This window comes from Rhodovulum sp. DZ06 (assembly GCF_050586345.1).
Taxonomy (GTDB): Bacteria; Pseudomonadota; Alphaproteobacteria; order Rhodobacterales; family Rhodobacteraceae; genus JBOCEF01.
In genome coordinates, this window is the sequence record NZ_JBOCEF010000063.1 from 1 (window position 1) to 22,828 (window position 22,828).

20 protein-coding genes are annotated in these 22,828 nt (G+C 72.7%); 15 read left to right on the top strand and 5 right to left on the bottom strand.

Annotated features, from left to right (window positions below; all coding sequences use genetic code 11):
• Positions 1–190 precede the first annotated feature (190 nt).
• The 5 genes from ACQ5SO_RS19455 (at position 191) to ccoS (ending at position 6,477) form a co-directional block, all read left to right on the top strand.
• Complete coding sequence (locus ACQ5SO_RS19455) at positions 191–1,558, top strand: PAS domain-containing sensor histidine kinase (RefSeq protein WP_430943310.1); 1,368 nt, start codon at positions 191–193, stop codon at positions 1,556–1,558.
• Between the two features lie 472 nt (positions 1,559–2,030).
• Positions 2,031–3,476 (top strand): cytochrome c oxidase accessory protein CcoG, encoded by a 1,446-nt coding sequence (gene ccoG / locus ACQ5SO_RS19460; RefSeq protein ID WP_430943311.1) that lies wholly within the window; start codon positions 2,031–2,033, stop codon positions 3,474–3,476.
• Complete coding sequence (locus ACQ5SO_RS19465) at positions 3,473–3,964, top strand: FixH family protein (protein WP_430943312.1); 492 nt, start codon at positions 3,473–3,475, stop codon at positions 3,962–3,964. The genes ccoG and ACQ5SO_RS19465 overlap by 4 nt, the downstream gene beginning before the upstream one ends.
• Positions 3,965–4,051: 87 nt before the next feature.
• The gene (locus tag ACQ5SO_RS19470; RefSeq protein ID WP_430943313.1) at positions 4,052–6,322 is read left to right on the top strand and encodes a heavy metal translocating P-type ATPase; all 2,271 of its coding nucleotides are present in this window, start codon (positions 4,052–4,054) and stop codon (positions 6,320–6,322) included.
• Positions 6,319–6,477, top strand: coding sequence for a cbb3-type cytochrome oxidase assembly protein CcoS (gene ccoS, locus ACQ5SO_RS19475; protein WP_430943314.1), 159 nt, complete (start codon positions 6,319–6,321; stop codon positions 6,475–6,477). The genes ACQ5SO_RS19470 and ccoS overlap by 4 nt, the downstream gene beginning before the upstream one ends.
• Before the next feature lie 294 nt (positions 6,478–6,771).
• Here the strand turns inward: ccoS and ACQ5SO_RS19480 are convergent, their stop codons facing one another.
• Both ACQ5SO_RS19480 and ubiA read right to left on the bottom strand, forming a co-directional pair.
• Entirely contained in the window at positions 6,772–8,247 is a 1,476-nt protein-coding gene (locus ACQ5SO_RS19480; RefSeq protein WP_430943315.1) for a CAP domain-containing protein, read from the bottom strand.
• A gap of 217 nt (positions 8,248–8,464) precedes the next feature.
• Positions 8,465–9,436 carry a 4-hydroxybenzoate octaprenyltransferase gene (ubiA, locus tag ACQ5SO_RS19485; RefSeq protein ID WP_430943316.1) on the bottom strand — a complete coding sequence of 324 codons (972 nt, stop codon included), beginning with the start codon at positions 9,434–9,436 and terminating at the stop codon, positions 8,465–8,467.
• A 10-nt stretch (positions 9,437–9,446) separates the two neighbouring features.
• Between ubiA and ACQ5SO_RS19490 the strand changes: the two genes are divergently transcribed.
• From ACQ5SO_RS19490 to ACQ5SO_RS19500, 3 genes are all read left to right on the top strand, one after another.
• Positions 9,447–10,295: a 16S rRNA (uracil(1498)-N(3))-methyltransferase gene (locus ACQ5SO_RS19490; protein WP_430943317.1), complete on the top strand. Its 849-nt coding sequence runs from the start codon at positions 9,447–9,449 to the stop codon at positions 10,293–10,295.
• Entirely contained in the window at positions 10,292–10,873 is a 582-nt protein-coding gene (locus ACQ5SO_RS19495) for a hypothetical protein (RefSeq protein WP_430943318.1), read from the top strand. The genes ACQ5SO_RS19490 and ACQ5SO_RS19495 overlap by 4 nt, the downstream gene beginning before the upstream one ends.
• Positions 10,874–10,961: 88 nt before the next feature.
• A complete protein-coding gene (locus ACQ5SO_RS19500) occupies positions 10,962–12,335 on the top strand; it encodes a glutamate--cysteine ligase (RefSeq protein WP_430943319.1) in 1,374 nt (457 codons plus the stop codon).
• A gap of 100 nt (positions 12,336–12,435) precedes the next feature.
• On the opposite strand, the gene ACQ5SO_RS19505 is transcribed toward ACQ5SO_RS19500, so the two are convergent.
• From ACQ5SO_RS19505 to tldD, 3 genes are all read right to left on the bottom strand, one after another.
• Entirely contained in the window at positions 12,436–12,876 is a 441-nt protein-coding gene (locus tag ACQ5SO_RS19505; RefSeq protein WP_430943320.1) for a hypothetical protein, read from the bottom strand.
• Positions 12,873–14,120: a hypothetical protein gene (locus ACQ5SO_RS19510; protein ID WP_430943321.1), complete on the bottom strand. Its 1,248-nt coding sequence runs from the start codon at positions 14,118–14,120 to the stop codon at positions 12,873–12,875. Before ACQ5SO_RS19510 ends, ACQ5SO_RS19505 begins: the two co-directional genes overlap by 4 nt.
• Before the next feature lie 193 nt (positions 14,121–14,313).
• Complete coding sequence (tldD, locus tag ACQ5SO_RS19515; protein WP_430943322.1) at positions 14,314–15,738, bottom strand: metalloprotease TldD; 1,425 nt, start codon at positions 15,736–15,738, stop codon at positions 14,314–14,316.
• Between the two features lie 293 nt (positions 15,739–16,031).
• On the opposite strand from tldD, the gene coxB reads away from it, so the two are divergent.
• The 7 genes from coxB to ACQ5SO_RS19550 all read left to right on the top strand — a co-directional run bounded on the left by coxB (position 16,032) and on the right by ACQ5SO_RS19550 (position 22,689).
• The gene (gene coxB / locus ACQ5SO_RS19520) at positions 16,032–16,928 is read left to right on the top strand and encodes a cytochrome c oxidase subunit II (RefSeq protein ID WP_430943323.1); all 897 of its coding nucleotides are present in this window, start codon (positions 16,032–16,034) and stop codon (positions 16,926–16,928) included.
• Between the two features lie 274 nt (positions 16,929–17,202).
• On the top strand, positions 17,203–18,159 hold the full coding sequence (locus ACQ5SO_RS19525) for a heme o synthase (RefSeq protein WP_430943324.1): 957 nt from the start codon (positions 17,203–17,205) through the stop codon (positions 18,157–18,159).
• Between the two features lie 13 nt (positions 18,160–18,172).
• Positions 18,173–18,319, top strand: a complete 147-nt coding sequence (locus tag ACQ5SO_RS19530; RefSeq protein WP_430943325.1) for a hypothetical protein — start codon at positions 18,173–18,175, stop codon at positions 18,317–18,319.
• A gap of 2 nt (positions 18,320–18,321) precedes the next feature.
• Positions 18,322–18,909, top strand: a complete 588-nt coding sequence (locus tag ACQ5SO_RS19535) for a cytochrome c oxidase assembly protein (protein ID WP_430943326.1) — start codon at positions 18,322–18,324, stop codon at positions 18,907–18,909.
• Positions 18,910–18,949: 40 nt separating this feature from the next.
• Positions 18,950–19,756, top strand: coding sequence for a cytochrome c oxidase subunit 3 (locus ACQ5SO_RS19540; protein WP_430943327.1), 807 nt, complete (start codon positions 18,950–18,952; stop codon positions 19,754–19,756).
• Between the two features lie 453 nt (positions 19,757–20,209).
• Entirely contained in the window at positions 20,210–20,878 is a 669-nt protein-coding gene (locus ACQ5SO_RS19545) for an SURF1 family protein (RefSeq protein ID WP_430943328.1), read from the top strand.
• A 167-nt stretch (positions 20,879–21,045) separates the two neighbouring features.
• The gene (locus ACQ5SO_RS19550) at positions 21,046–22,689 is read left to right on the top strand and encodes a BCCT family transporter (RefSeq protein ID WP_430943329.1); all 1,644 of its coding nucleotides are present in this window, start codon (positions 21,046–21,048) and stop codon (positions 22,687–22,689) included.
• Positions 22,690–22,828: the final 139 nt, after the last annotated feature.

Here is a 22,828-nt window from a genome sequence, read left to right on the forward strand (position 1 = left end):
CCCCCCCCCCCCCCCCCCCCCCCCCCCCCCCCCCCCCCCCCCCCCCCCCCCCCCCCCCCCCCCCCCCCCCCCCGCGTTCGCGTTTGAATTGCAGAACCTGTTTTCAAGGCTTCACGAAGATGCGAGCATTCGCACGGGTCGATGCCGGTCGTGACCCCGGCGCAACGGCCCGTTCGCGGGGGCGCAGGACATGCATGACGACGAAGGCGCGCCGGGCGGGGCGGGCCCGGCCGACGCGGCCGGGCCGGTATTCGGGTCCGGCTGGCCGCCCGCGCCCATCGCCGCCCGGATGGCGGATCCCGCGCTGCGCGGCTTCCTCGCCTCGGCCGCCTTCGACGGCGCATGGGTGGTGACCGCGGCCCCCGGCGCCGACGGGGCGGTTCCGGGCGCCGGGCGCGCGGAGCAGGGGCGCCCGGATCATGGGCGGGGCGGCGCCGGGGGCGCGGACGGGGCCGCGAGGGGCGTCGCCGCCGCCTGGATGGACCCGGGAATGCGCCGCCTGCTCGGCCATGACGCGCGCAGCCTGCCCGACACGCCCGAGGCCTGGCGCGGGGCGATCCATCCCGCCGATCTCGACCCCACGCTGACCGCGCTGCACGAGATGTTCGCCGCCCCCGGCGCGCCGCGGGACCTGCCGCTGCGCCTGCTGCGCCGGGACGGAGAGCTGGCGACGGTGCGCTGCCGGGTCATGGCGCTGCCGGGGGGCGACGGGCCGCCCGCGGCGATCGGCGTGCAGCAGGACCTGACCGGGCTGATGCGCGCCAAGACCGGGATCCAGGCGGCCTCGGCGCTCAAATCCGCCTTCATCTCGGACCTGCGGCACGAGCTGCGCACCCCGCTCAACGTCATTCTCGGCGCGGCCGAGCTGCTGGAGCAGGCGCATTCGGACCCGATGCTGCGCCGCCTCGCCGCCTCGGCCGCCGCCGCGGCGCGCCAGGCGGCGGAGATGCTGGAGGGCGTGGGCGATCTTGCGCGGATCGAGGCGGGCGAGACGATGGCGGCCCGCAGCGTGTTCGACCCCGCGGCGCTGGTCGAGGAGGCGGTCTCGATCTTCGCGCCCGCGGCCGAGGCGGCGGGGGTGACGCTGGAGCTGTCGCTGGACGGCGCCCGCGGGCCGGTGGCCGGGGCGCCGGGCCGGCTGCGGCAGGTGCTGAGCAACCTCCTGGGCAACGCGCTGACCCATTCCGGCGCCGGGCGCATCGCGGTGCGCGCGGCGCTGCACGACGCGCCGCCCGAGCCGGGGGCGCTGCTGCTGACCATCGACGTCTCCGATGACGGGCGGGGCATGTCCGACGCGCTCAAGCGGGTGGCGTTCGAGCGGCACGTGCAGGGCCCGGAGCGGGCGCCGTCGGCCGGGGGGGCGGGGCGCGCCGCGCGGCCGCTTTCGGGCGGCTCGGGGCTGGGCTTGTTCATCTCGCGCACCCTGTGCGAGGCGCATGGCGGCACGCTGACCGTCGACGACACCCCCGGCGGCGGCGTGACCTTCCGCATCTCGGCCCGGGTGCGCCGGTCGCCCGCGGCGGGCGGCGCCGCGCGCGGGGGCGCGCCCGCGGACTGAAGCCGCCGCGGGGCCGCGGCAGGGTTCGTGACCGGGGCCGCGGCAGGGTTCGCGGCCGGGGCGGCGCCAACGGGTGCGCCAGGGGGGGCGGCGCGGCGACTCGGCCGCTGCCTCCGGGCGGGACCGGAGGCCGCGCGCGCAGGTCTCGCGGCGTCGTGATCGTCGCGCCGCCGCCGCGGCGCGCGGCCCGGCGGGGGCGGCGCGGGCCGGGGCCGACGGGCGGCGCCCGGGCGGGCCCCGGCGGCGGCGCGGGCCAACCTCCTGTTCATGCACGGTTTTGAATGCGTGAACGCCCGCGCGCGGCCGGGCGCCGCCCCGGCGCGGCCCCTGGACGGCGCCTGCCGGGGCGCGCAGACGCCGCAGCCCCCTGCGGCGCAGGGCCCCGGCGGGATTGACCTCGATCAAGGCATGGCCATCTGGGGCTTCGCATAACACGACCGACGAAATCCACATTCGAAGGTTTCATACCGTCATGTCCGCACAAGACGCCGACCCGGGGCCGTCGCTCTACGCCGCCCGGATTCCGGTTTTTCCCCGCCGCGTGTCCGGCACGTTCCGCAGCCTGAAATGGTGGCTGATGGGGCTGATGCTGGGGATCTACTACATCACCCCCTGGATCCGCTGGGACCGCGGCCCGCACATGCCTGACCAGGCCGTGCTGGTGGACCTCGCCTCGCGCCGCTTCTTCTTCTTCTGGATCGAGATCTGGCCGCAGCAGTTCTACTATGTCGCGGGCCTTCTGATCATGGCGGGGATCGGGCTGTTCCTGTTCACCTCGGCGCTGGGGCGCGTGTGGTGCGGCTACGCCTGCCCGCAGACGGTGTGGACCGACCTCTTCATCCTGGTCGAACGCTGGGTCGAGGGCGACCGCAACGCCCGGATCAAGCTGCTGAAACAGCCCTGGTCGGCCCGCAAGGCCCGGCTGCGCATGACCAAGTGGACCTCGTGGTTCCTGATCGCGCTGGCGACGGGCGGCGCCTGGGTGTTCTACTTCGCCGACGCGCCCACGCTGTTCATGGACCTGGTCACCGGCCAGGCCCACCCGGTCGCCTACACCTCGATGCTGGTGCTGACCGCCACCACCTTCGCCTTCGGCGGCTTCGCGCGCGAACAGATCTGCACCTATGCCTGCCCCTGGCCGCGCATCCAGGCCGCGATGATGGACGAGAGCACCATCACCGTGTCCTACCGCGCCCACCGGGGCGAGCCGCGCGGCAAGCACCGCAAGCGGCAGACGGATGCGGACGGGGTCCCGCTCGGGGACTGCATCGACTGCAACGCCTGCGTCGCGGTCTGCCCGATGGGCATCGACATCCGCAACGGCCAGCAGCTTGAATGCATCACCTGCGCGCTGTGCATCGACGCCTGCGACGACGTGATGAAGAAGATCGGCAAGCCGCGCGGGCTGATCGACTACTGCACGCTCGAGGACGAGCGCCTCGAGGCCGCCGGCGAAACCCACCCGCCGATCTGGCGCCGCATCTTCCGCATCCGCACGCTGGTCTATTTCGTGCTATGGTCCGGCATCGGCGTCGCCATGGTCGTCTCGCTCTTCATGCGCGATTCCATCGACCTGACGGTGGCCCGCGACCGCAACCCGACCTTCGTGATGCTGTCGGACGGGAACGTGCGCAACGGCTACACGATCAAGGTGGCCAACATGAACAACGAGCCGCACACCTTCACCCTGTCCCAGCGCTCCGAGATGCCGCTGTCGATGGACATCCAGGGCGAAGAGTGGCTCGAGTTCACGGTGCCCGCCGACGAGACCCGCCACCTGCGCGTCTTCCTGACCACGCTGCCCTTCGCCAACCTCCAGGAACGCTCGGAAGTCGAGATCTGGATCGAGGACCAGGCGACGCGCGAACGCTCGGCGGAGCATACCCTCTTCCTCGGACCCAAGGAGCACGGCCCGTGACCGAACGCAGCGAAAGCGCCCCCGCCGGGGGGCGCCCCCTGACCGGCAAGCACGTCCTGCTGATCGCCGTCGCCTTCTTCGGCGTGATCATCAGCGTCAACGTCTACATGATGACCCAGGCGATCGGCGGCTTCCCGGGGCTGGTGGTCAAGAACTCCTACGTCGCGAGCCAGAGCTGGGACAAGGACCGGCAGGCGCAGCTGGCGCTGGGCTGGGACGTGGCGGTGTCGACCGCCGGCCACGCGCTCCACGCCAGCTTCACCGACGCCGAGGGGCGGCCCCTGCGCGGGCTCGACGTCCAGGCCGTCGTGGGCCGCCCGGCCACCCTGGCCGAGGACCGCGAGGTCGCGCTGCTGCCCGACCCGGCCCAGCCCGGCGTCTACGTGATGAAGACCCCGCTCGACGACGGCATGTGGCGGGTCGAGATCACCGCCGCCGACGGCGCCGGCGGACGCCACCACGTGGTGACCGAGTTCGAGATCCGCTGATCTTCCCCGGGCGGCGGGGCGCGTTCCCGCCGCCCGTTCCCGTTCTTTCGCGGCGCCCGGCGCCGCCTGCCCGAAGGGGCCCCCCAGATGCCTGACGGCGGAACCATGACCGGCGCGACGGACGCGCCCGAGAGCGCGTTCGGCGGCGCGTGCTGCCCGACCGGCGCCGCGGCCTTCACCGCCGGGACCGGCGGGCTGTCCCGCTTCGTGCGCCGCGGCGCCGACGGACGGCGGCAGATCGAGCTGCTGGCCCCCGAGGTCCACTGCGCCGCCTGCATCCAGACGATCGAGAGCCGCCTGCCGCGCGCCCCGGGGATCGACACCGCCCGGGTGAACCTGACCCACCGGCGCGTCGCCGTGGGCCTGTCGGAGGACGCCGCGCCCGAGGCCGCGCTCGAGGGCCTCGCCGCGCTCGGCTACGAGGCGCGCCCCTTCGACGCCGACGCCATGCGCGACCTCGAGCGCGATTCCGAGGGCCGGGCGCTGCTCGCCCGGCTCGCCGTCGCGGGCTTCGCGATGATGAACGTGATGCTGCTGTCGGTCTCGGTCTGGTCCGGGGCGACGGATGCGACGCGGGACCTGCTGCACTGGGTTTCGGCCCTGATCGCGCTGCCCGCCGCGGCCTTCGCCGGGACGCCCTTCTTCCGCAACGCCATCCTGGCGCTGCGGGCGGGGCGGGCGAACATGGACGTGCCGATCTCGCTCGCCGTGCTGCTGGCCATGGGCGTGTCGGTGTCCGAGACGATCCAGTCCGGCGCCCACGCCTATTTCGACGCGGCCGTGTCGCTGCTGTTCTTCCTGCTGATCGGTCGCTACCTCGACCACCGCACGCGCCGCGCGGCGCGGGTGGCGGCGGCGGAGCTCTGCGGGCTGCAGGCCCATTCCGCGACGCTGGTCGAGAACGGGATGCGCCGGGTGGTCCCGGTCGAGGATCTGCGCCCCGGCGACGTGATCGAGGTCGCGGCCGGGGAACGCGCGCCCGCGGATGGCGAGGTGGTCGAGGGGCTGTCGGACCTCGACCGCTCGATGATCACCGGCGAAAGCGCGCCCGAGGCGGCGGGGCAGGGCGCGGAGGTCCACGCGGGCGTGGTCAACCTCTCGGCCCCGCTGCGGGTGCGGCTGACGGCGGTGGGGGACGAGACCCTGCTGGCCGGGATCGCCCGGATGATCGACGCGGCCGAGAACGCCAAGACGCGCTACACCCGGCTCGCCGATCACGCGGCGCGGGTCTATGTGCCGGTGGTGCATGTCGCCGCCGCCGCCGCGGGGATCGGCTGGATCCTGTGGGGGATGGACGTGCGCGAGGCGGTGATGATCGCCGCCGCGGTGCTCATCATCACCTGCCCCTGCGCGCTGGCGCTGGCGGTGCCCGCGGTGCATGCCGCGGCGGGCGGGCGGCTGTTCCGGGCGGGCGTGTTCCTCAAGGACGGCGCGGCGCTGGAGCGGCTGGCACTGTGCGACGTGGCGGTGTTCGACAAGACCGGAACGCTGACGGAAGGGGCGCCGAGGCTGGCCTCGGGGCCGGATGACGGGCCGCAGACTGCAGCCGCCTGGGCGGCGGCGGCGGCCCTCGCCGGGGCGTCGCGCCACCCGTTCAGCCAGGCGCTGGCCGAGGCGGCGGCGGCGCGCGGCGTCATCCCGGCGGCGGTCGAGGGGCTGGAAGAGCTTCCGGGTCGCGGCATGACCGGGCGCGTGGCGGGCGTGGAGGCGCGGCTCGGGCGCGGCGACTGGTGCGAGGGGACGGACCCGGGCGACGGGTTCTCCTCGGTCTGGCTGAAGCTGGGCGACGCGGCCCCGGTGCGCTTCGCGTTCGAGGACCCGCTGAAGGCGGACGCGGCAGAGGTCGTGGCGGGCCTGAAGGCGCGCGGCTTCGAGGTGGCGCTGCTGTCGGGCGACGCGCCCGGCCCGGTGGCGCGCGCGGCCGCGGCGGCGGGGATCGAGGCGTTCGAGGCCGCGGTGACCCCGGCGGGCAAGCTCGCGCGGCTCGAGGACTGGGCGGCGCAGGGGCGCAAGGTGATGATGGTCGGCGACGGCATCAACGACGCGCCCGCGCTGGCGGCGGCCGAGGCGTCGATCTCCCCGTCCTCGGCGGCGGATGTCAGCCGCGCGGCGGCGGGCTTCGTGTTCACCGGCGCGGGGCTGTCCCCGGTGCTGGCGGCGGTGGACGTGGCCCGCGCGGCCCGGCGCCGGGCGCTGGAGAATTTCCAGTTCGCGGGCCTCTACAACCTGGTGACGGTGCCGCTGGCGGCGGCGGGCTTCGTCACGCCGCTGATCGCGGCGCTGGCGATGTCCTCGAGCTCGATCATCGTGACGCTGAACGCGCTGCGGATCCGGCGGATGAAAGGAGGCCGGTCGTGACCGTCCTGATGTTCACGATCCCGATCTCGATCCTGCTGGGACTGGTCGGGCTGGGGGCGTTCCTGTGGACGCTGCGCTCGGACCAGTATCGCGACCCGGAAGGGGACGCGGCGCGGATCCTGTTCGATCACGACGACCGCCCGAAACAGGACTGATCCTTCGGCCCACGCAAAGGCGGGCGGAAAGGCGAAAGCCCCCGCGCGGTCGGTCCGCGCGGGGGCTTTTCACGTCCGGCTTTTCAGGTCCGGCGCTTGCCGTCCGGCGGGGGGGAAGGCCCGGCCTCGGGGGGACGAGCCCCCCGCTCGGCCGCGCCTCGCGCGCCCGGCGCCGTCGCGCCCGGGGATTGCGGTCGGTCCGGCGCGCGTGGGCGGCGCCGACCGCCCGGCGCAGGCGAATGGGGGGCATGGCCCCCTGGGCGGGCGCCCGCGCCCCCTCCCGGTGATCGCCCCTCAGGCCAGCAGCAGGTCGGCCTCCGAGAAGATGCCCGCCGCGTTCTCGATGATCACCGTGGTGGCGGCGAAGGCCAGCACGGCGTCGTCGCCGCTGGTCCCGATCATGATGTCGGCCAGTTCGACCCCCGCGGGGCGCAGGTTGATGCGGTCCTTCGCCTCCCAGTCCTCGATCCGGTCGGTCCCGTCGCTGGCGTCGAACACGAAGGTGTCGGCGCCGCGCCCGCCGCGCAGCCGGTCGTCGCCGTCGCCGCCCTCGATCCGGTCGCGCCCGGCGCCGCCGGCCAGGAAGTCGTTCCCCTCGTCGCCGTAAAGCTGGTCGTCGCCCTGGCCGCCATAGATGCGGTCCCAGCCGCGGCCGCCGTGGATCTCGTCGCCCTCGGTGCCGCCCGACAGCCCGTCCGAGAAGCCGCCGCCCCAGATCGTGTCGAAGCCCTTGCCGCCCTGGATCCGGTCCGCGCCGCGTCCGCCGAACAGGTCGTCGTCGCCGCGCCCGCCCTCGATCAACTCGTCGGCATGGCCGCCGCGCAGCTCGACCCCGTCATGGCTCAGCGCCTTCAGCCCCGCGGCCCAGGACTGCACCGCCACGTCGCCGGAGGACGCGATGAACCCGTCCGCGGTCACGTCGATCTTCACGTTGCGGTCCACCACGGTGACGTCGAGTTCGATGTCCCGCTCCAGCCCGCCGCCGGAGAAGGCCATGCGCTGCACGCCGATATTCGCGTCGAGGCTGTAGCCCCCCGCGGCCTGGGCGGCGACGGGCGCGCCGGCGGCGATCGAGATCGCGGCCGCCGCGCCCTCGCCCATCGAGTAGGCGCCGTCCGCATCCGCGTCCGCGTAGACTACGCCGAGCACCTTGGGCCCCGAGAACACCGCCGTGCCCAGCACCTGCGTCGTCAGCCAGGGCCCGACCGAGGTCAGCCCCGAGCTGTCGGCCAGCCAGTCGATGCCGATCTCGGAATAATTGGCGGACATCAGCGCGTTGCGGTGGCCCGCCGGGTCCTGGATGCCGTCGCCGCCGGCGCGGTCATAGGTCGACTCGCCGGTGTCGTAGCCCCAGTCGATCACGAAGCCCGCATGGGCGTGATCGGGGTTCTCGGAATAGGCGTAGACGTTCTCGGCCAGGGTGGTCCACAGGTAGCCGGTGGCGTCGACGCGGGCGCCCAGCGGCGCCTCTCCCTCGACCTGGTGGGACTGCTCGTCCGCCGCCTGCATCGCCGCGTTATGGCCCGCGGCGGCGTCGTGCAGCAGCCCGTTCCAGGCCAGCGGCGCCACGGCGGTCAGCGACCCAAGCTGCGCGGCCAGCGCGTCGAGATCGACGAAGAACCAGGCCAGCGCCGCGGTGACGCCGGGGTCATGGGCGGTCCCGGTCGCCGCGTCCGCGATGAACCGGTCGAAGGACCCGGTGGGATCGAGGCGCAGGCGGTTGACCAGTTCCAGGGCGTATTGTTCGAGGTCGGTCGGTTCGGTCGGCATGAAGCACGCTCCCCCACGAAGCGGATGTGAACTCGGCACGCGCGGACCGGGGGATGACCCGGTCCGTCTGTTCGGGGGGGACCATGGGGCCGCGGGGTTGCGATCCGGTTGAGGGAGAGGGCGCCGCAAACGCGAACAGCATCAACGGAAGATGACCGCGGGCGCCGCCCCGGGCCGCAGGAGGGGGGCGCGCGGCCCCCCGGGGCGATGGCGCCCCTCAGGCGATGGCGGCCAGCGCCAGCCCGGCGAACAGGAGCAGCCCCGCATTGCGGTTGTCGCGGAACAGGTGGAGGCAGAGCGGGTTGTTCCCCGGGTCGACCTGCCGCCACTCCCAGTGCAGGCGCCAGCCGAACCCGGCGACGCCCAGCAGCCCCAGCGCCAGCGCCGCCGGGTTCCCCGCCAGCGCCGCGATCACCGCCAGCGCGGACAGGACCAGCGTCAGCGCCATGAAGCCCAGCAGGATCGGCCGCGTGCGCCCGTCGAACAGCCGCGCGGTGGACTTCACCCCGATCAGCGCGTCGTCCTCCATGTCCTGGCAGGCGTAGATCGTGTCGTAGAAGATCGTCCAGGCCATGCCCGACAGGTACAGCAGCACCGGCGCGGCCGAGAGCGAGCCCGTGTGCGCCGCCCAGGCCAGCAGCGCGCCCCAGTTGAACGCGATGCCGAGGAACACCTGCGGCCACCAGGTCACCCGCTTCATGAAGGGGTAGATGCACACGGGCAGGAGCGAGACGACCCCCAGCAGGATCGCCGCGGGGTGCAGCGTGACCAGCAGCGCGCAGGCGATCAGCGCCTGGATGCACATCCACACCAGCGCGCCCTTCGTCGTCACCTGCCCCGAGGGGATGGGGCGCGAGCGCGTGCGCTCGACCGAGCCGTCGATGTTGCGGTCGGTCACGTCGTTCCAGGTGCAGCCCGCGCCGCGCATCAGGAAGGCGCCGACGCCGCAGACCGCGAAGATCCACGCATCCTCCCACCGCAGGCCGTTCGGGTCGGCGGCGGCGGCCAGCATCAGCCCCCACCAGCAGGGCAGCAGCAGCAGCCAGGTGCCCGCGGGCCGGTCGGCGCGGCTCAGCCGCAGCCAGGGGCGCGACCAGGGCGGCGCGAACCGGTCCACCCAGTTGCGGTCGGTTGCATCGGCGACCCTTCCATCCGGGGCCGGGGGAGCGGTATCAAGGTGCGAGGTCATGGAGGGCTTTATGCCGGAACACGCCGCAAAGATCAGGCTTTTCCTCGACGCGGACCTGGGGCCCGACGTCGCGATCCCGCTGGACAAGGACCAGGCCAATTACCTGTTCGCCGTCATGCGCAGGGGCGTCGGCGACGTGCTGCGGGTGTTCAACGGCCGCGACGGGGAATGGCTGGCGGAGATCGTCGAAGGCTCGAAGCGCGGCGGCATCCTCGCCGCCCGCCGCCTGCTGCGCGACCAGGCCCCGGCGCCCGACCTGTGGCTCCTGTTCGCCCCGGTCAAACGCGCCCGCACCGATTTCATCATCGAAAAGGCGGTGGAGCTCGGCGTCTCGCGCCTCCAGCCCGTGTTCACGCGGCGCACCAACTCGGAACGGCTGCGCGTCGACCGGATGCAGGCCACGGCGCGCGAGGCGGCCGAGCAATGCGAGCGGCTGGAGATCCCCGGGGCGGCGGCCCCGGTGCAGCTGTCGGAGCTGCTGGCGGACTGGCCCGCGGAGCGGCGGATCCTGTTCTGCGATGAACGCGGGCAGGGCGGCGGGCACGCGCGCCCGGCGCTCGAGGTGCTGCGCGCGGCGGCGGCGGAGGGCGACCCGGCCGCGGGTCCCGGGCCGTGGGCGGTGCTGATCGGCCCCGAGGGCGGATTCGCTCCCGAGGAGATTTCTGCACTCCGCGTTCACCATGCGGCCTTGCCCGTCGGCCTCGGGCCGCGCATCCTGCGGGCGGATACCGCCGCGGTGGCGGCCCTGTCGCTGTGGCAGGCCGCGCTCGGCGACTGGGGCGCTGCGTCTCCCGCGCCGGATGACGATGCGGCCGACGCCGGGGACGGCGCGGACCAGGCAGAGGAGGACGCAGCATGACCGGCTTCGAGCGACGCGCGGGAGGGGGCGCCATCGGCGCGCGCCGTCCCGCCGGGGCGCCGCCGCCCCCCTCGCGCGCCACCGCGCTGCGGCTGCGCTGGGGCGAATTCGCCGTCTCGGCCGCCCTCGCGCTGATCCTGCTGCGCTTCGGGCTGGAGAACGTGCTCGAGGGCGGGATCTTCGGCTGGTCGATGGTGCTGCTCGGCGGCGCCTCGGTGCTGTGGGCGCGGCTCGCCTTCCTGCGCGGCCTCGCCGGGGGCCGGGCGATGGACCCGGGCGTGGTGATGATCGAGGAGCGGCGGATCACCTATCTGGGCCCCGAAACCGGCGGCGTGCTGTCGCTGGACGAGCTGCGGGCGGTGGATGTCGAAAGCGGCCCCAACGCCACCTGGATCCTGCGCGAGACGGGCGGCCCCGCGCTGCGCGTGCCCGCGGGCGCGTCGGGGGTGGAATCGCTGCCCGAGGCGCTCGCCGCGCTGCCTGGCTTCTCCGAGGCGCAGGCCCTGAAGGCCATCGCCGGGGCCGGCCCCGCCATGCACGCGGTCTGGCGCCGGGGGGGCGACGTTTCCGCATCGTGAACGGGGCGGGGCCACGCCCGCCCTTGCGGCCCGGCGCGCCGCCTTCTAAGTCTGCCTGAACATCCGCCCGCCAGGAAAGGCCCGCTTCATGTCCATTCCCCAGTCGGGCGGCGGCCCGATCGAAAGCCGCGACCAGCTTGCCCAGTATCTCGAGGCCGGGTGCAAGCCCGCCGAAGACTGGCGCATCGGCACCGAGCACGAGAAGTTCGGCTGGCGCAAGTCCGACCTCGCCCCGCTGCCCTATGAAGGGGAGTGCTCGATCCTCGCGGTGCTGAGCGGGCTGCGCGACCGCTATGGCTGGGCGCCGCTGGAAGAGGGCGGCAAGCTGATCGGCCTGACCAAGGACGGCGCCAACGTGTCGCTGGAGCCGGGCGGCCAGTTGGAGCTTTCCGGCGCGCCGCTGGAGACGATCCACCAGACCTGCGACGAGGCCAACGCGCACCTGCGCGAGGTCAAATCGATCGCGGACGAGATCGGGGCCGGGTTCATGGGCCTCGGCGCCGCGCCGATCTGGTCGGAACAAGAGATGCCGGTGATGCCCAAGGGGCGTTACGCGCTGATGACCCGCTACATGGGCCAGGTCGGCACCCATGGCACGCAGATGATGTACCGCACCTGCACCGTGCAGGTGAATCTCGACTTCGCCTCCGAAGCCGACATGGTGAAGAAGTTCCGCGTGGCGCTGGCGCTGCAGCCGGTGGCCACCGCGCTCTTCGCCAATTCTCCGTTCTTCGACGGCAAGCCGAACGGCCATGTCTCCTGGCGTTCGCGCATCTGGCGCGACCTCGACGCCTCTCGCACCGGGATGCTGCCCTTCGTGTTCGAGGACGGGATGGGCTTCGAGGCTTACGTGGACTACGCGCTCGATGTGCCGATGTATTTCGTCTATCGCGACGGGAAATACATCGACGCGCTGGGCCAGAGCTTCCGCGACTTCCTCGACGGCAAGTTGCCCGCGCTGCCGGGGGAGACGCCGACGCTCTCGGACTGGGCCGATCACCTGACCACCATCTTCCCCGAGGCGCGGATCAAGAAGTTCATGGAGATGCGCGGGGCCGATGGCGGCCCGTGGCGGCGGATCTGCGCGCTTCCGGCCTTCTGGGTGGGGCTTATGTACGACCAGGCCGCGCTGGATGCGGCCTGGGACCTGTGCAAGGGCTGGACGGCGGAGGAGCGCGAGGCGCTGCGCGTCGACGCCTCGGTCCGCGGGCTGAAGGCCGAGGCGCCGGGCGGCGGGACCATGCGCGACCTCGCGGCCCGCTGCCTCTCGATCGCCGAGGCCGGGCTGAAGGCGCGCGGGCGCACCGGCGCCGGCGGGCTGGTGCCGGACGAGACCCATTTCCTCAACGCCCTCAAGGAAAGCGTCGAGACCGGGGAGACCCCGGCCGAGGAGCTGCTGCGCCTGTGGGAGACCGAGTGGGGCGGCGACCTGACCCGGATCTACGCGGCGGCCTCCTACTGACGCCGGTTCCCGGGACGGCCGTTCCCCGGGCCGGGCGCATGAAAAGCCCCGCGGCGCAGGCGCGCCGCGGGGCTTTTTCGTGTCCGGCGGGGCAGGGCGGTCAGGCCGCCTTGCGCACCCCGCCCACGGCGCGGGCGATCAGCATCGCCTCGAGCCCGCAGCCCGCCAGCACCGCGACGGCGGCGAGGTTGGTCTCGTCCCCCATCGCCATGGGCGCGAGCACGCCGAACAGCGCGCCCCCGGCCGCGCCCGCCAGCGCGAAATCCAGGATCGCGCGGCGCCCGGCCTTCAGCAGCCCGGCCATGATCGCCACGCCGCCGGTCAGCATGAAGATCCCCATCGGGACCGACAGCGCCAGCGCCGCGAAGCGCGCCTGCTGCTGGGCCGAATAGGGGTCCTCGATCATCATCAGCAGCATGGCGCCCACGGCCAGCGCCGGGGCCAGCCCGCCCGCGACCCAGCCCGCGAGGAGGCCGAGCGCGAGCCGCGGCAGGCCGGGGCGGCGGGGGGCCTCGGCCCGCATCTCCCCGGGGCCGGTCATGCGCCGCTCCCGAAGCGGCGGTCCCACCACTTGCCGAGCTTGCGGAAGGTGCGGCGGTTGAACCGGCGCAGGTAGGGGCCGAACGAGACGCTGATGGTGCAGGCCAGCACGATCGGGCCCCAGAGGCGCAGCCAGTTCTCGGCCTCGGGCATGAAGCTGGGATGGCTGAAGGAGCGGGTGACGATGAAGGCCGCCATGGCCGTCAGCGCGGCCGTCGCGAAGGCGAAGACGAAGGGCGCGGCCAGGATCACGTACCAGCCGCGGTTCATCGCGTACCACAGCGGCGGCAGCACCAGCGTCAGCGCGGGCAGCCACAGCGCCATGGCCATCCCCGAGGCCTGCAACCCCGAGAACACCTGCCAGCGGTCGAGCCCGGTGATGAAGTTGATCGGCGGCGTGGTGATGGCGAGCAGGAACACCGCCAGCCCGGCCAGCACCCCCGGCACGAACAGCGCGCCCCAGAGCATGTCCGAGCGGCGCACGCCGACCTTCGGCTCGTCCCGCTGGCGGCGGCGCCGGCGGCGGCCGCCATTGCCGGAATAGAACGCCATGTCCTCTTCCGTGAAGTCGTCGTCATCGGGGGCCGAGAGGGGCGAATCGGCCCCGTAGCTGACCGCCGTCCCATCGCGCACCGCGGTCTCGGCGGCCTCGAGCGCGCCGAACAGCCCGTCGGTCCGCGCCGCTGGGGCGGCGTCGGGCGCGGCGTCGGCGTCGGCGGCGCCCGGGGACAGCGCCTGCTTCGGGGGCGTCGGGCGCTCCGCCGCGGGCTCGGCGAAGCCGCCGGGCCGGGGCGCGTCGGCCATCGTCGGGGCGGGGGCCGGGGCGGGGGCAGGAGCAGGGGGCGCGGCGGGCGCGGGGACCCGGGCGGGGGCGCCGCCCTCGCCGGTCAGGTCCTGCAGCGCGTCGCGCACCCCTTCGGGCGAATCGAGCGCATCGGTGGCGCGGCCGTCATCCTCCATCAGCCCGCGCGCGCCCTCGTACCAGCCGCGCAGGTGGCGGCGCAGGCGGCCCGGGTCGGTGCGCAGCGCGGCGGACACCCCGAGCGCGACGGCGTGGAAGCCCGGCCGCCCGCGCTCGATCCGGTGGGCGGCGAGCTCGATCCCCAGCGCCATGGATTCGGCGTCGGGCGCGGCCAGCCCGTCCTCGGTCAGCCGCTGGCGCAGGCGGGCCGCGGCGGCGGCGGCGCGGTCATCCGAAACAAGGGGCGCGGGCGGGGCCGAAGCGCCCGGATATCCATCGGTCATGAGTTCTCCGCCGGAAACGACACGCGGGGCGTTTCAATCTCTGATCAGGGGCAATACGCAAGGAATACGCCGTCGCGCCGCAATTGCGAAGCGGACAATCGCCGCGTGCATCAACACGCCCGCCTGCGCGCCCCGCCGAAGGGGACGCGCAGGCAGGCGGCGTGGGGAGGGCCCGGCGCGGCCCCGGCCGGCCTCAGCCCGCCGCGCCGCCCACCGTCAGCCCGTCGATCAGCACCGTCGGCTGGCCGACGCCCACCGGCACCCACTGGCCCGCCTTGCCGCAGGTCCCGATCCCGGGGTCCAGCGCCATGTCGTTCGCGACCATCCGCACCTTGTTGAGCGCGGTGGCGCCGTCGCCGATCAGCGTGGCGCCCTTCACCGGGGCGCCGATCCTGCCGTCCTTCACCCGGTACGCCTCGGTGCAGGAGAACACGAACTTGCCGTTGGTGATGTCCACCTGGCCGCCGCCGAAATTCACCGCGTAGATGCCGTCCTTCACGTTCGCCACCACGTCTTCGGGGGCCGCGTCGCCGCCGAGCATGATGGTGTTGGTCATCCGCGGCATCGGCGCGTGGGCATAGCTTTCGCGCCGCCCGTTGCCGGTGGCGGGCACGCCCATCAGGCGGGCGTTCTGCCGGTCCTGCATGAAGCCCACCAGGATCCCGTCCTCGATCAGCGTGGTGCGCGACGACGGGGTCCCCTCGTCGTCGAAGCTGATCGAGCCGCGGCGGTCGGGAATCGTTCCGTCGTCGACGACCGTGACCCCCGGCGCGGCCACCCGCTTGCCCATCAGCCCGGCGAAGGCCGAGGTTTTCTTCCGGTTGAAATCGCCTTCCAGCCCGTGGCCGATGGCCTCGTGCAGCAGGATCCCCGGCCAGCCCGGGCCGAGCGCGACCTCCATCACCCCGGCGGGGGCGTCCTCGGCCTCGAGGTTCACCAGCGCCTGGCGCAGCGCCTCGTCGGCCAGCGCCTTCCAGGCGGCGGGGTCCACCAGCCCCTCGACGCCGGTGCGCCCGCCGCAGCCGGCCGAGCCGGATTCGCGCCGCCCGTCCTTCTCGACGATCACGCTGACATTCATCCGCACCAGGGGGCGGGATTCGGCCAGCCGCCCGCCCTCTGGGCGCAGGATCTCCACCTCCTGCAAGGCGGCGTTGAGGCTGGCCGAGACCTGCACCACCCGCTTGTCGGCGCCGCGCAGGTAGTCGTCGATCTCGCGCAGCGTCTCGACCCGGGCCGAGAAGTCGGGGCCCGCCATCGGGTCGAGATCCCCGTAAAGACGGCGGTTTGCAAGGCTCGGCGGCCCGGCCAGCACGCCGCCGCCCTCGCGCGCGGCGAGGCGCGCGGTCTCGGCGGCGCGGCGCAGGGCGCCTTCCGACAATTCGCCCGAATGCGCGTAGCCCGCCGTCTCGCCGGCCACGGCGCGCAGGCCGAATCCCTCGCCCGCGTCATAGGAGGCGGTGCGCAACCGGCCGTCGTCGAAGACCAGCGTCTCGGCCCGGCGGCGTTCGAGGAACAGCTCCCCGTCATCGGCCCCGGCCACGGCGTCGCGCAGGATCGCCAGCGCCGCGCCCTCGTCGAGGTCGGTCTCGAATGGGCGGAACGTGTCTCGTGCCGTCATGGCGCCAATGTCCTTCTTTCCTTCGCCGCCCGGACGGGGCATCAGGGGCCCCGCAACCGGCCCGGCATGCGTGCGCGCACCTCACCACGGTCGCGCGAGCGTCGCAATGCCGCAAACGGCGGCGCTTGAATGCGGAGCGTTCCGGCTACATACGGTGTGCCGACGAAACGATTGCGTCCTCATATGCTCTCATGCGAGGACGATAGCGGGAGACAGGCCCCCCGCGGCGGCGACGCCGGGCGTGGGGGCGCGGGCCCGTCCGGGGCCCTGATACAGAACGGGAAGACGAACACATGCGCATCGACAAGCTCGCAGGATCGCTGTTCGGCGCGGGCGCCGCGGCCCTCTTCGCCGGCGCCGCGACGGCCCAGGAGAACATCGGCGTGCCGCGCCCCGCCCAGATGGGCTTCCAGCCGGCCGCGACGGACCTGGCCCAGGACCTGCAGTGGCTCGACGGGTTCATCCTCTACATCATCGCCGCGATCACCATCTTCGTGACCGCGCTGCTGGTCATCATCCTGATCCGGTTCCGCGCCTCCGCGAACCCGACCCCGGCGCGCTTCACCCACAACTCGGTGATCGAGGTGATCTGGACCGTGGTGCCGATCATCATCCTGGTGATCATCGCCGTGCCGTCGCTGAACCTGCTGCACAAGCAGGTGAACGTCCCCGAGACGGACATGACCATCAAGGCGACCGGCAACCAGTGGTACTGGTCCTACTCCTACCCGGATGAGGGGCTCGAGTTCGACGCCTTCATGATCGGCGCCGGGATGCCCTCCTTCGACGCCGCCATGGCGGACGAGGACGTGCGCGCCAACATGGAGAAGTACAACGTCACCCGCGAGACCTGGCTGCTGCAGACCGACACCGAGATCGTGATCCCGGTCGGCAAGAAGATCCGCATGCAGGTCACCGCCGGCGACGTGATCCACTCCTGGACCATCCCCGCCTTCGGCGTGAAGATCGACGGCGTCCCCGGCCGCCTGAACGAGACCTGGTTCCAGGTCGACATGCCCGGCCGCTACTACGGCCAGTGCTCGGAGCTCTGCGGCAAGGATCACTCCTACATGCCGATCGTGGTCCGCGCCCTGCCGCAGGACGAGTACGACGCCTGGCTCGAGCAGGCCAAGGAGCTCTACGCCTCCAACCCGGCCCCGCGCCGCGTGCAGGTCGCCTCGGCCGAGTGAGGCCCGGAGGCGGGCGCGGGGGGCTCCCCCGCGCCGCTCCCGCGTCCCCGGAGCGGGGCGCATCCCGGACCGCGGCGCGGCGTGACCTGCCCCCGGTCCGGCGCCGCCCCGGCCCGCATCGCGGGCGCAGGGGCGAAGGCGCGGCCTCACAGGGCCCGCCATGCAGGGCGGTCCGCAGCCGGGCCGCGGCGCCTGTCCCGGGGCGGGAGGCCCCGGTGAGGCGCAGGACGACGACCCAGACCTTCGCCATGACGTCGAACCGACGGAGAGCTTGTTGACCGACGCCGCATACAATATCGCCCGCAGCGCGCCCGAACCCGAATTCCGGGACTACGTGGCGCTGCTCAAACCCCGGGTGATGTCGCTGTCGATCTTCACCGCCGCCGCCGCCATGATCGCGGCGCCGACCGCGGTGCACCCGGTGATCGCGATGGCCGCGATCATCTGCATCGCCGTAGGCGCGGGCGCCTCCGGCGCGCTGAACATGTGGTGGGACGCCGACATCGACGCGCAGATGGCGCGCACCTCGCAGCGCCCCGCCGCCTCGGGCAAGGTGACCCCGTCCGAGGCGCTGGCCGTCGGCCTCGCGCTGTCGCTGCTGTCGGTGATGATGCTGGGGCTGTTCGCCAACCCGCTCTCGGCCTTCATCCTGGCCTTCACCATCTTCTTCTACGCCGTCGTCTACACGATGTGGCTCAAGCGCTCGACGCCGCAGAACATCGTCATCGGCGGCGCGGCGGGCGCCTTCCCGCCGATGCTCGGCTGGGCCGTGGCGACGGGCGAGGTGTCCTTCGTCTCGGTGCTGCTGTTCGGGCTGATCTTCCTGTGGACGCCGCCGCATTTCTGGGCGCTCGCGCTGTTCCGCAACATCGATTACGAGCGGGTGGGCGTGCCGATGATGCCGATCGTCGCCGGCCACCGCTCCACCCGCCGCCAGATGGTGATCTACTCGATCCTGCTGGCGCCGGTCGCCATCGCGCCGGGCTTCTCCACCGCGGGCGGCTATGTCTACCTCGCGACCGCGATCGTGCTGAACGCCTGGTTCCTGAAGCTGGCCCTGCCGCTCTGGACCCGGACCGAGGCCGAGGCGGAGGCCGACCGGTTCGCGCCCGAGAAGGCGCTGTTCCGGGCCTCCATCATCTACCTGTTCCTTCACTTCGCCGCCCTCATGGTCGAAGCTGTGACGAAGTCCGCCATCGGCGACTACTGGGCCGCCCACGCGCTGTTCTGACGGAGACACGGGAATGATCGAGAAGGAAGAACACGAGCTTCACCGCCGCCGTCGCGGCCGCAACATCGCCCTCGGGGGCGTGCTGCTGGCCTTCGTGCTGCTGGTCTTCATGGTGACGATCGCCAAGCTGTCCAGCGGCCAGATGATGCAGGCGTTCTGACCATGGCCCTGACCTCGCAACAGAAAACCGTCGCCTGGACCGTCGGCATCGTGACCTTCATGGGCGCGATGGGCTTCGCCTCCGTGCCGCTCTACGACTGGTTCTGCCGCGTCACCGGCTATGGCGGCGAGACGCAGGTCGCCACGGGCGGCGAGCACAAGGTCCTGGACCGCACCGTCAAGATCCGCTTCGACGCGAACACCGAGCGCGGCATGCCCTGGGATTTCCGTCCCGAGGTGACCCAGGTGGAGCTGAAGATCGGCGAGACCGGGCTGGCCTTCTACGAGGCGCACAATCCGACCGACCGGCCCGTCGCCGGGACGGCGAGCTACAACGTCGCCCCGTTCAGCGCCGGGTCCTATTTCGTCAAGATCGACTGCTTCTGCTTCGAGATGCAGGTCCTTCAGCCCGGGGAGACCGTCAAGATGCCGGTCACCTTCTACGTCGATCCTGAACTGGTAGACGACGCCGAGGCGAAGGATCTCAAGACCATCACCCTGTCCTACACTTTCCACGAAACCGACCTGCCCGAAGCGGAGGCCGAGAAGGCCGCCGCCCTCGAGGGCGGCTCGGCGCCGTCGGTGAACTGACCCCGCGCACGCGGGACGCCTGCAATCCGGAGGACCACGCATGGCCCACGAGAAGAACCACGACTACCACGTTCTGCCGCCCAGCCCGTGGCCCCTGCTGGGGTCCATCGGCGCCTTCGTCATGCTGTTCGGCGCGGTCATGTGGATGCATGACAACGGCTGGCTGCTGTTCGCCGCCGGCTTCGCCCTGGTGCTCTACACCATGTACGCCTGGTGGGCGGACGTGGTGCGCGAATCGCGCGCCGGCGACCACACCCCGGTCGTCCAGATCGGCCTGCGCTACGGCGTGATCCTGTTCATCACCTCCGAGGTGATGTTCTTCGTCGCCTGGTTCTGGTCCTTCTTCAAGCACGCCCTCTACCCGATGGGCGAGATCCAGGGCACCGAGGTGCTGGCCGCCTCCTGGCCGCCCGCGGGCATCGAGACCTTCGACCCCTGGCACCTGCCGCTGATCAACACCCTGATCCTGCTGGCCTCGGGCTGCGCCGCGACCTGGGCGCACCATGCCATCGCGCATGACAACGACCGCAAGACCATGGTGAAGGCCACCGCCATCGCCGTGATCCTGGGCGTGCTTTTCACCATCACCCAGGCCTACGAGTACTCCCACGCCACCTTCGGCTTCTCGGGCAACATCTACGGCGCGAACTTCTACATGGCGACCGGCTTCCACGGCTTCCACGTGATCGTCGGCACCCTGTTCCTCGCGATCTGCATGTTCCGCGGCATGGTCGGCGACTTCACCGCCACCAAGCATATCGGCTTCGAGGCCGCCGCCTGGTACTGGCACTTCGTCGACGTCGTGTGGCTGTTCCTGTTCGCCGCCGTCTACATCTGGGGCGGCTGACCCCGGCGGCGAACCCGGCGGCGACCCCGGCCCGGGGGCCGAGCGGTCCCCGGCAAGACCTTCGGCGGGCGGCGCAGCGATGCGCCGCCCGCCCGCGTTTCGGCCGCCCTCGTAACCGGTGGGGTCGCACCCGTTGGCTCCGTCGCACCCGCCGGGACGGCGCGCGCGGCGCCGCGGGCGACGCCGGGCGGAGGGGGCTCGACGCCCCCGACGGCCGCACGCCCCCCGCACGTCCCCCAGCGCAGGGCGCCAGTGCAGGGCGCCGGCGCAGGGCGCACGGACCTCCCGGCCGCTGCGCGCCCGGATCGGCCCGCCCGCCCCGCGCCCCCCCGGGGCCGCGCGCCCGGGGCAGTCCCGGCGCCGCCCCGCGCGCGGCCCGGCGCCGGGTTGCCGCGCCCCGCCTCCTCCGCTACCTCCCCCCTCACGCCGCCCCAAGCAGCAGGAGCTTCGCCCATGGCCCGCGTCATCGCCGTCCTCGCCTTCGGCCTCATCGGCGCCGCGATCCTGGTCGCGCTGTGCAACTGGCAGCTCAACCGGCTGGACTGGAAGCTCGGCGTCATCGCCCAGCTCGAGGAGCGCCTGAACGCCGAGCCCGTCGCCCTTCCCGCCGATCCCGACCCCGTCGCCGACAAGTACCTGCGGGTGCGCGTCGAGGGCCGCTTCCTGCCGGGCGAGGCGCACAACCTCTCCTCGATGAAGCCCTGGGGCCCCGGCTTCCGCATCATCGCCCCGTTCGAGACCGCGGAGGGGCGCAGGATCCTCGTCGACCGCGGATACGTGCCTCAGGACCAGAAGGACGCCGCCCGCGCGCTCCCCGCCGGGACCGTGACCGGCGCGCTGCTCTGGCCCGACGAGATCACCAGCGCGACGCCCGAGCCGGACCTCGAGGCGAATTACTGGTTCGGCCGCGACCCCTGGAAACTCGCCGACGCGCTGGGGACCGAGCCGGTGATGATCGTGGCGGAAGAGGGCGCCGGGGACTTCCCCAGGGCCAGCCCGGTGACGGTCAATCTGAAGAACGATCACCTCGGTTATGCCGTCACCTGGGGCGGGCTCGCGGCGGTCTGGCTGGTGATGACCGGGGTCGTTCTGTGGCGCCTGCACAAGAAGGGCGGCATCTGACCTCAATGGGTCGTTAACGCCCCGCTTGATTCGTCTTCGATTCGTCACGGTTTGAAACCGTGATCCCCGGCGCTACGGTTGCCGGGGTCGGGGATGCGCCGCGCCAACTCGGCCCGCGCGGCGTCATCCCAGGAAAGCCGCACCGGGCCGAGCGAAAGGACGAGGACATGAGCGCCACCGAGCCGGACGACTCGACAGGCATCCCGACCCCCGATGGTCCCGCGAACCCCATCGACACCGATTACACCGTCGGCCAGGACAACGTTGAATTCGAGCTCGCCAAGCTCGGCTTCGACATCCACAACCCGGTTTTCGCCATCTCCGGCGCGACCATCGTCGTCTTCGTCGCGCTGACCCTGGGCTTCCAGGAGCAGGCCGCGACCCTCTTCACCGACCTGCGCAACTGGCTGACCGCCAGCCTCGACTGGTTCTTCCTCGGGGCCGCGAACATCTTCGTGCTGCTGTCGCTGTTCCTGATCGTCTCGCCGCTGGGCAAGGTCCGGCTGGGCGGGGCGCACGCGACCCCCGACTACTCCTACACCGGCTGGTTCGCGATGCTGTTCGCCGCCGGCATGGGCATCGGCCTGATGTTCTACGGGGTGTCCGAGCCGATCTCGCACTACTCGTCCGCCATGGGCGGGATTTCCGTGGGCGAGAACGGCGCGCGCACCGACTGGGCCCCGCTGGGCGCCGCGGCGGGCGACGCCGAGGCGGCCGCCTCGCTCGGCATGGCCGCCACGATCTTCCACTGGGGCCTGCACCCCTGGGCGATCTACGCGGTGGTGGCGCTGGCGCTGGCGCTGTTCAGCTACAACAAGGGCCTGCCGCTGACCATGCGCTCGGTCTTCTACCCGGTCTTCGGCGAGCGGGTCTGGGGCTGGACCGGCCACGTCATCGACATCCTCGCGGTGTTCGCGACGCTGTTCGGCCTCGCCACCTCGCTCGGCTTCGGCGCCGAGCAGGCCAATGCCGGCCTCGACCACCTGTTCGGCATCGGCGTGACCGACACCTCCAAGATCCTGCTGATCGGGGCCATCACCGGCGCCGCGCTGATCTCGGTCGTCGCGGGCCTCGACGCGGGCGTGAAGCGGCTGTCGGAGATCAACATGGCCCTCGCGGCCCTGCTGCTGGTCTTCGTCATCGCCATCGGCCCGACCGTGGACATCCTGACCGGCTTCTTCTCGAACCTCGCGGCGTATGGCGAGCATCTTCCCGCCCTCTCGAACCCGTTCGGGCGCGAGGACGCCAACTTCTCCCAGGGCTGGACCGCCTTCTACTGGGCGTGGTGGATCTCCTGGTCGCCGTTCGTGGGCATGTTCATCGCGCGCGTGTCCCGCGGGCGCACGGTGCGCGAGTTCATCATCTGCGTGCTGCTGATCCCGTCGCTGGTCTCGGTGCTGTGGATGTCCGCCTTCGGCGGCGCCGCCATCGACCAGGTCGTCTCGGGGGCCTCGGGCGTCGCCGACGCGGCGCTGGAGCTGAAGCTGTTCGTGATGCTCGAGCAGATGCCGCTGGCCTCGATCACCTCGATGATCGGCATCGTGCTGGTGATCGTGTTCTTCGTGACCTCCTCCGACTCCGGCTCGCTGGTGATCGACACGATCACTGCCGGCGGCAAGGTGGACGCCCCGACCGCGCAGCGCGTGTTCTGGGCCTGCTTCGAGGGGTTGGTGGCGATCGCGCTGCTGCTGGGCGGCGGCCTCGCGGCCCTGCAGGCGATGGCGGTGTCGACGGGCTTCCCGTTCACCATCGTGCTGCTGCTGGCCTGCTGGTCCATCATCAAGGGCCTGCGCAGCGAGCCGAAGGCCTGACGCGGCGGGGTCCGCGGGCGCCCATGGGGCGTTCGCGGGTCCCGGCGTGCAGCCGAGAGAGCGCCGGGGGGGGGGGGGGGGGGGGGGGGGGGGGGGGGGGGGGGGGGGGGGGGGGGGGGGGGGGGGGGGGGGGGGGGGG

Excerpts from the sequence above, each read along its gene's own strand:
- ACQ5SO_RS19545 (WP_430943328.1), top strand. The coding sequence starts at position 20,210 with ATGGCCCGCGTCATCGCCGTCCTCGCCTTCGGCCTCATCGGCGCCGCG.
- coxB (WP_430943323.1), top strand. The coding sequence starts at position 16,032 with ATGCGCATCGACAAGCTCGCAGGATCGCTGTTCGGCGCGGGCGCCGCG.
- ACQ5SO_RS19535 (WP_430943326.1), top strand. The coding sequence starts at position 18,322 with ATGGCCCTGACCTCGCAACAGAAAACCGTCGCCTGGACCGTCGGCATC.
- ACQ5SO_RS19495 (WP_430943318.1), top strand. The coding sequence starts at position 10,292 with ATGACCGGCTTCGAGCGACGCGCGGGAGGGGGCGCCATCGGCGCGCGC.
- ACQ5SO_RS19540 (WP_430943327.1), top strand. The coding sequence starts at position 18,950 with ATGGCCCACGAGAAGAACCACGACTACCACGTTCTGCCGCCCAGCCCG.
- ubiA (WP_430943316.1), bottom strand. The coding sequence starts at position 9,436 with ATGACCTCGCACCTTGATACCGCTCCCCCGGCCCCGGATGGAAGGGTC.
- ACQ5SO_RS19510 (WP_430943321.1), bottom strand. The coding sequence starts at position 14,120 with ATGACCGATGGATATCCGGGCGCTTCGGCCCCGCCCGCGCCCCTTGTT.
- ACQ5SO_RS19505 (WP_430943320.1), bottom strand. The coding sequence starts at position 12,876 with ATGACCGGCCCCGGGGAGATGCGGGCCGAGGCCCCCCGCCGCCCCGGC.
- ACQ5SO_RS19500 (WP_430943319.1), top strand. The coding sequence starts at position 10,962 with ATGTCCATTCCCCAGTCGGGCGGCGGCCCGATCGAAAGCCGCGACCAG.
- ccoG (WP_430943311.1), top strand. The coding sequence starts at position 2,031 with ATGTCCGCACAAGACGCCGACCCGGGGCCGTCGCTCTACGCCGCCCGG.
- ACQ5SO_RS19480 (WP_430943315.1), bottom strand. The coding sequence starts at position 8,247 with ATGCCGACCGAACCGACCGACCTCGAACAATACGCCCTGGAACTGGTC.
- ACQ5SO_RS19490 (WP_430943317.1), top strand. The coding sequence starts at position 9,447 with ATGCCGGAACACGCCGCAAAGATCAGGCTTTTCCTCGACGCGGACCTG.
- tldD (WP_430943322.1), bottom strand. The coding sequence starts at position 15,738 with ATGACGGCACGAGACACGTTCCGCCCATTCGAGACCGACCTCGACGAG.
- ACQ5SO_RS19550 (WP_430943329.1), top strand. The coding sequence starts at position 21,046 with ATGAGCGCCACCGAGCCGGACGACTCGACAGGCATCCCGACCCCCGAT.
- ACQ5SO_RS19470 (WP_430943313.1), top strand. The coding sequence starts at position 4,052 with ATGCCTGACGGCGGAACCATGACCGGCGCGACGGACGCGCCCGAGAGC.
- ACQ5SO_RS19455 (WP_430943310.1), top strand. The coding sequence starts at position 191 with ATGCATGACGACGAAGGCGCGCCGGGCGGGGCGGGCCCGGCCGACGCG.
- ACQ5SO_RS19530 (WP_430943325.1), top strand. The coding sequence starts at position 18,173 with ATGATCGAGAAGGAAGAACACGAGCTTCACCGCCGCCGTCGCGGCCGC.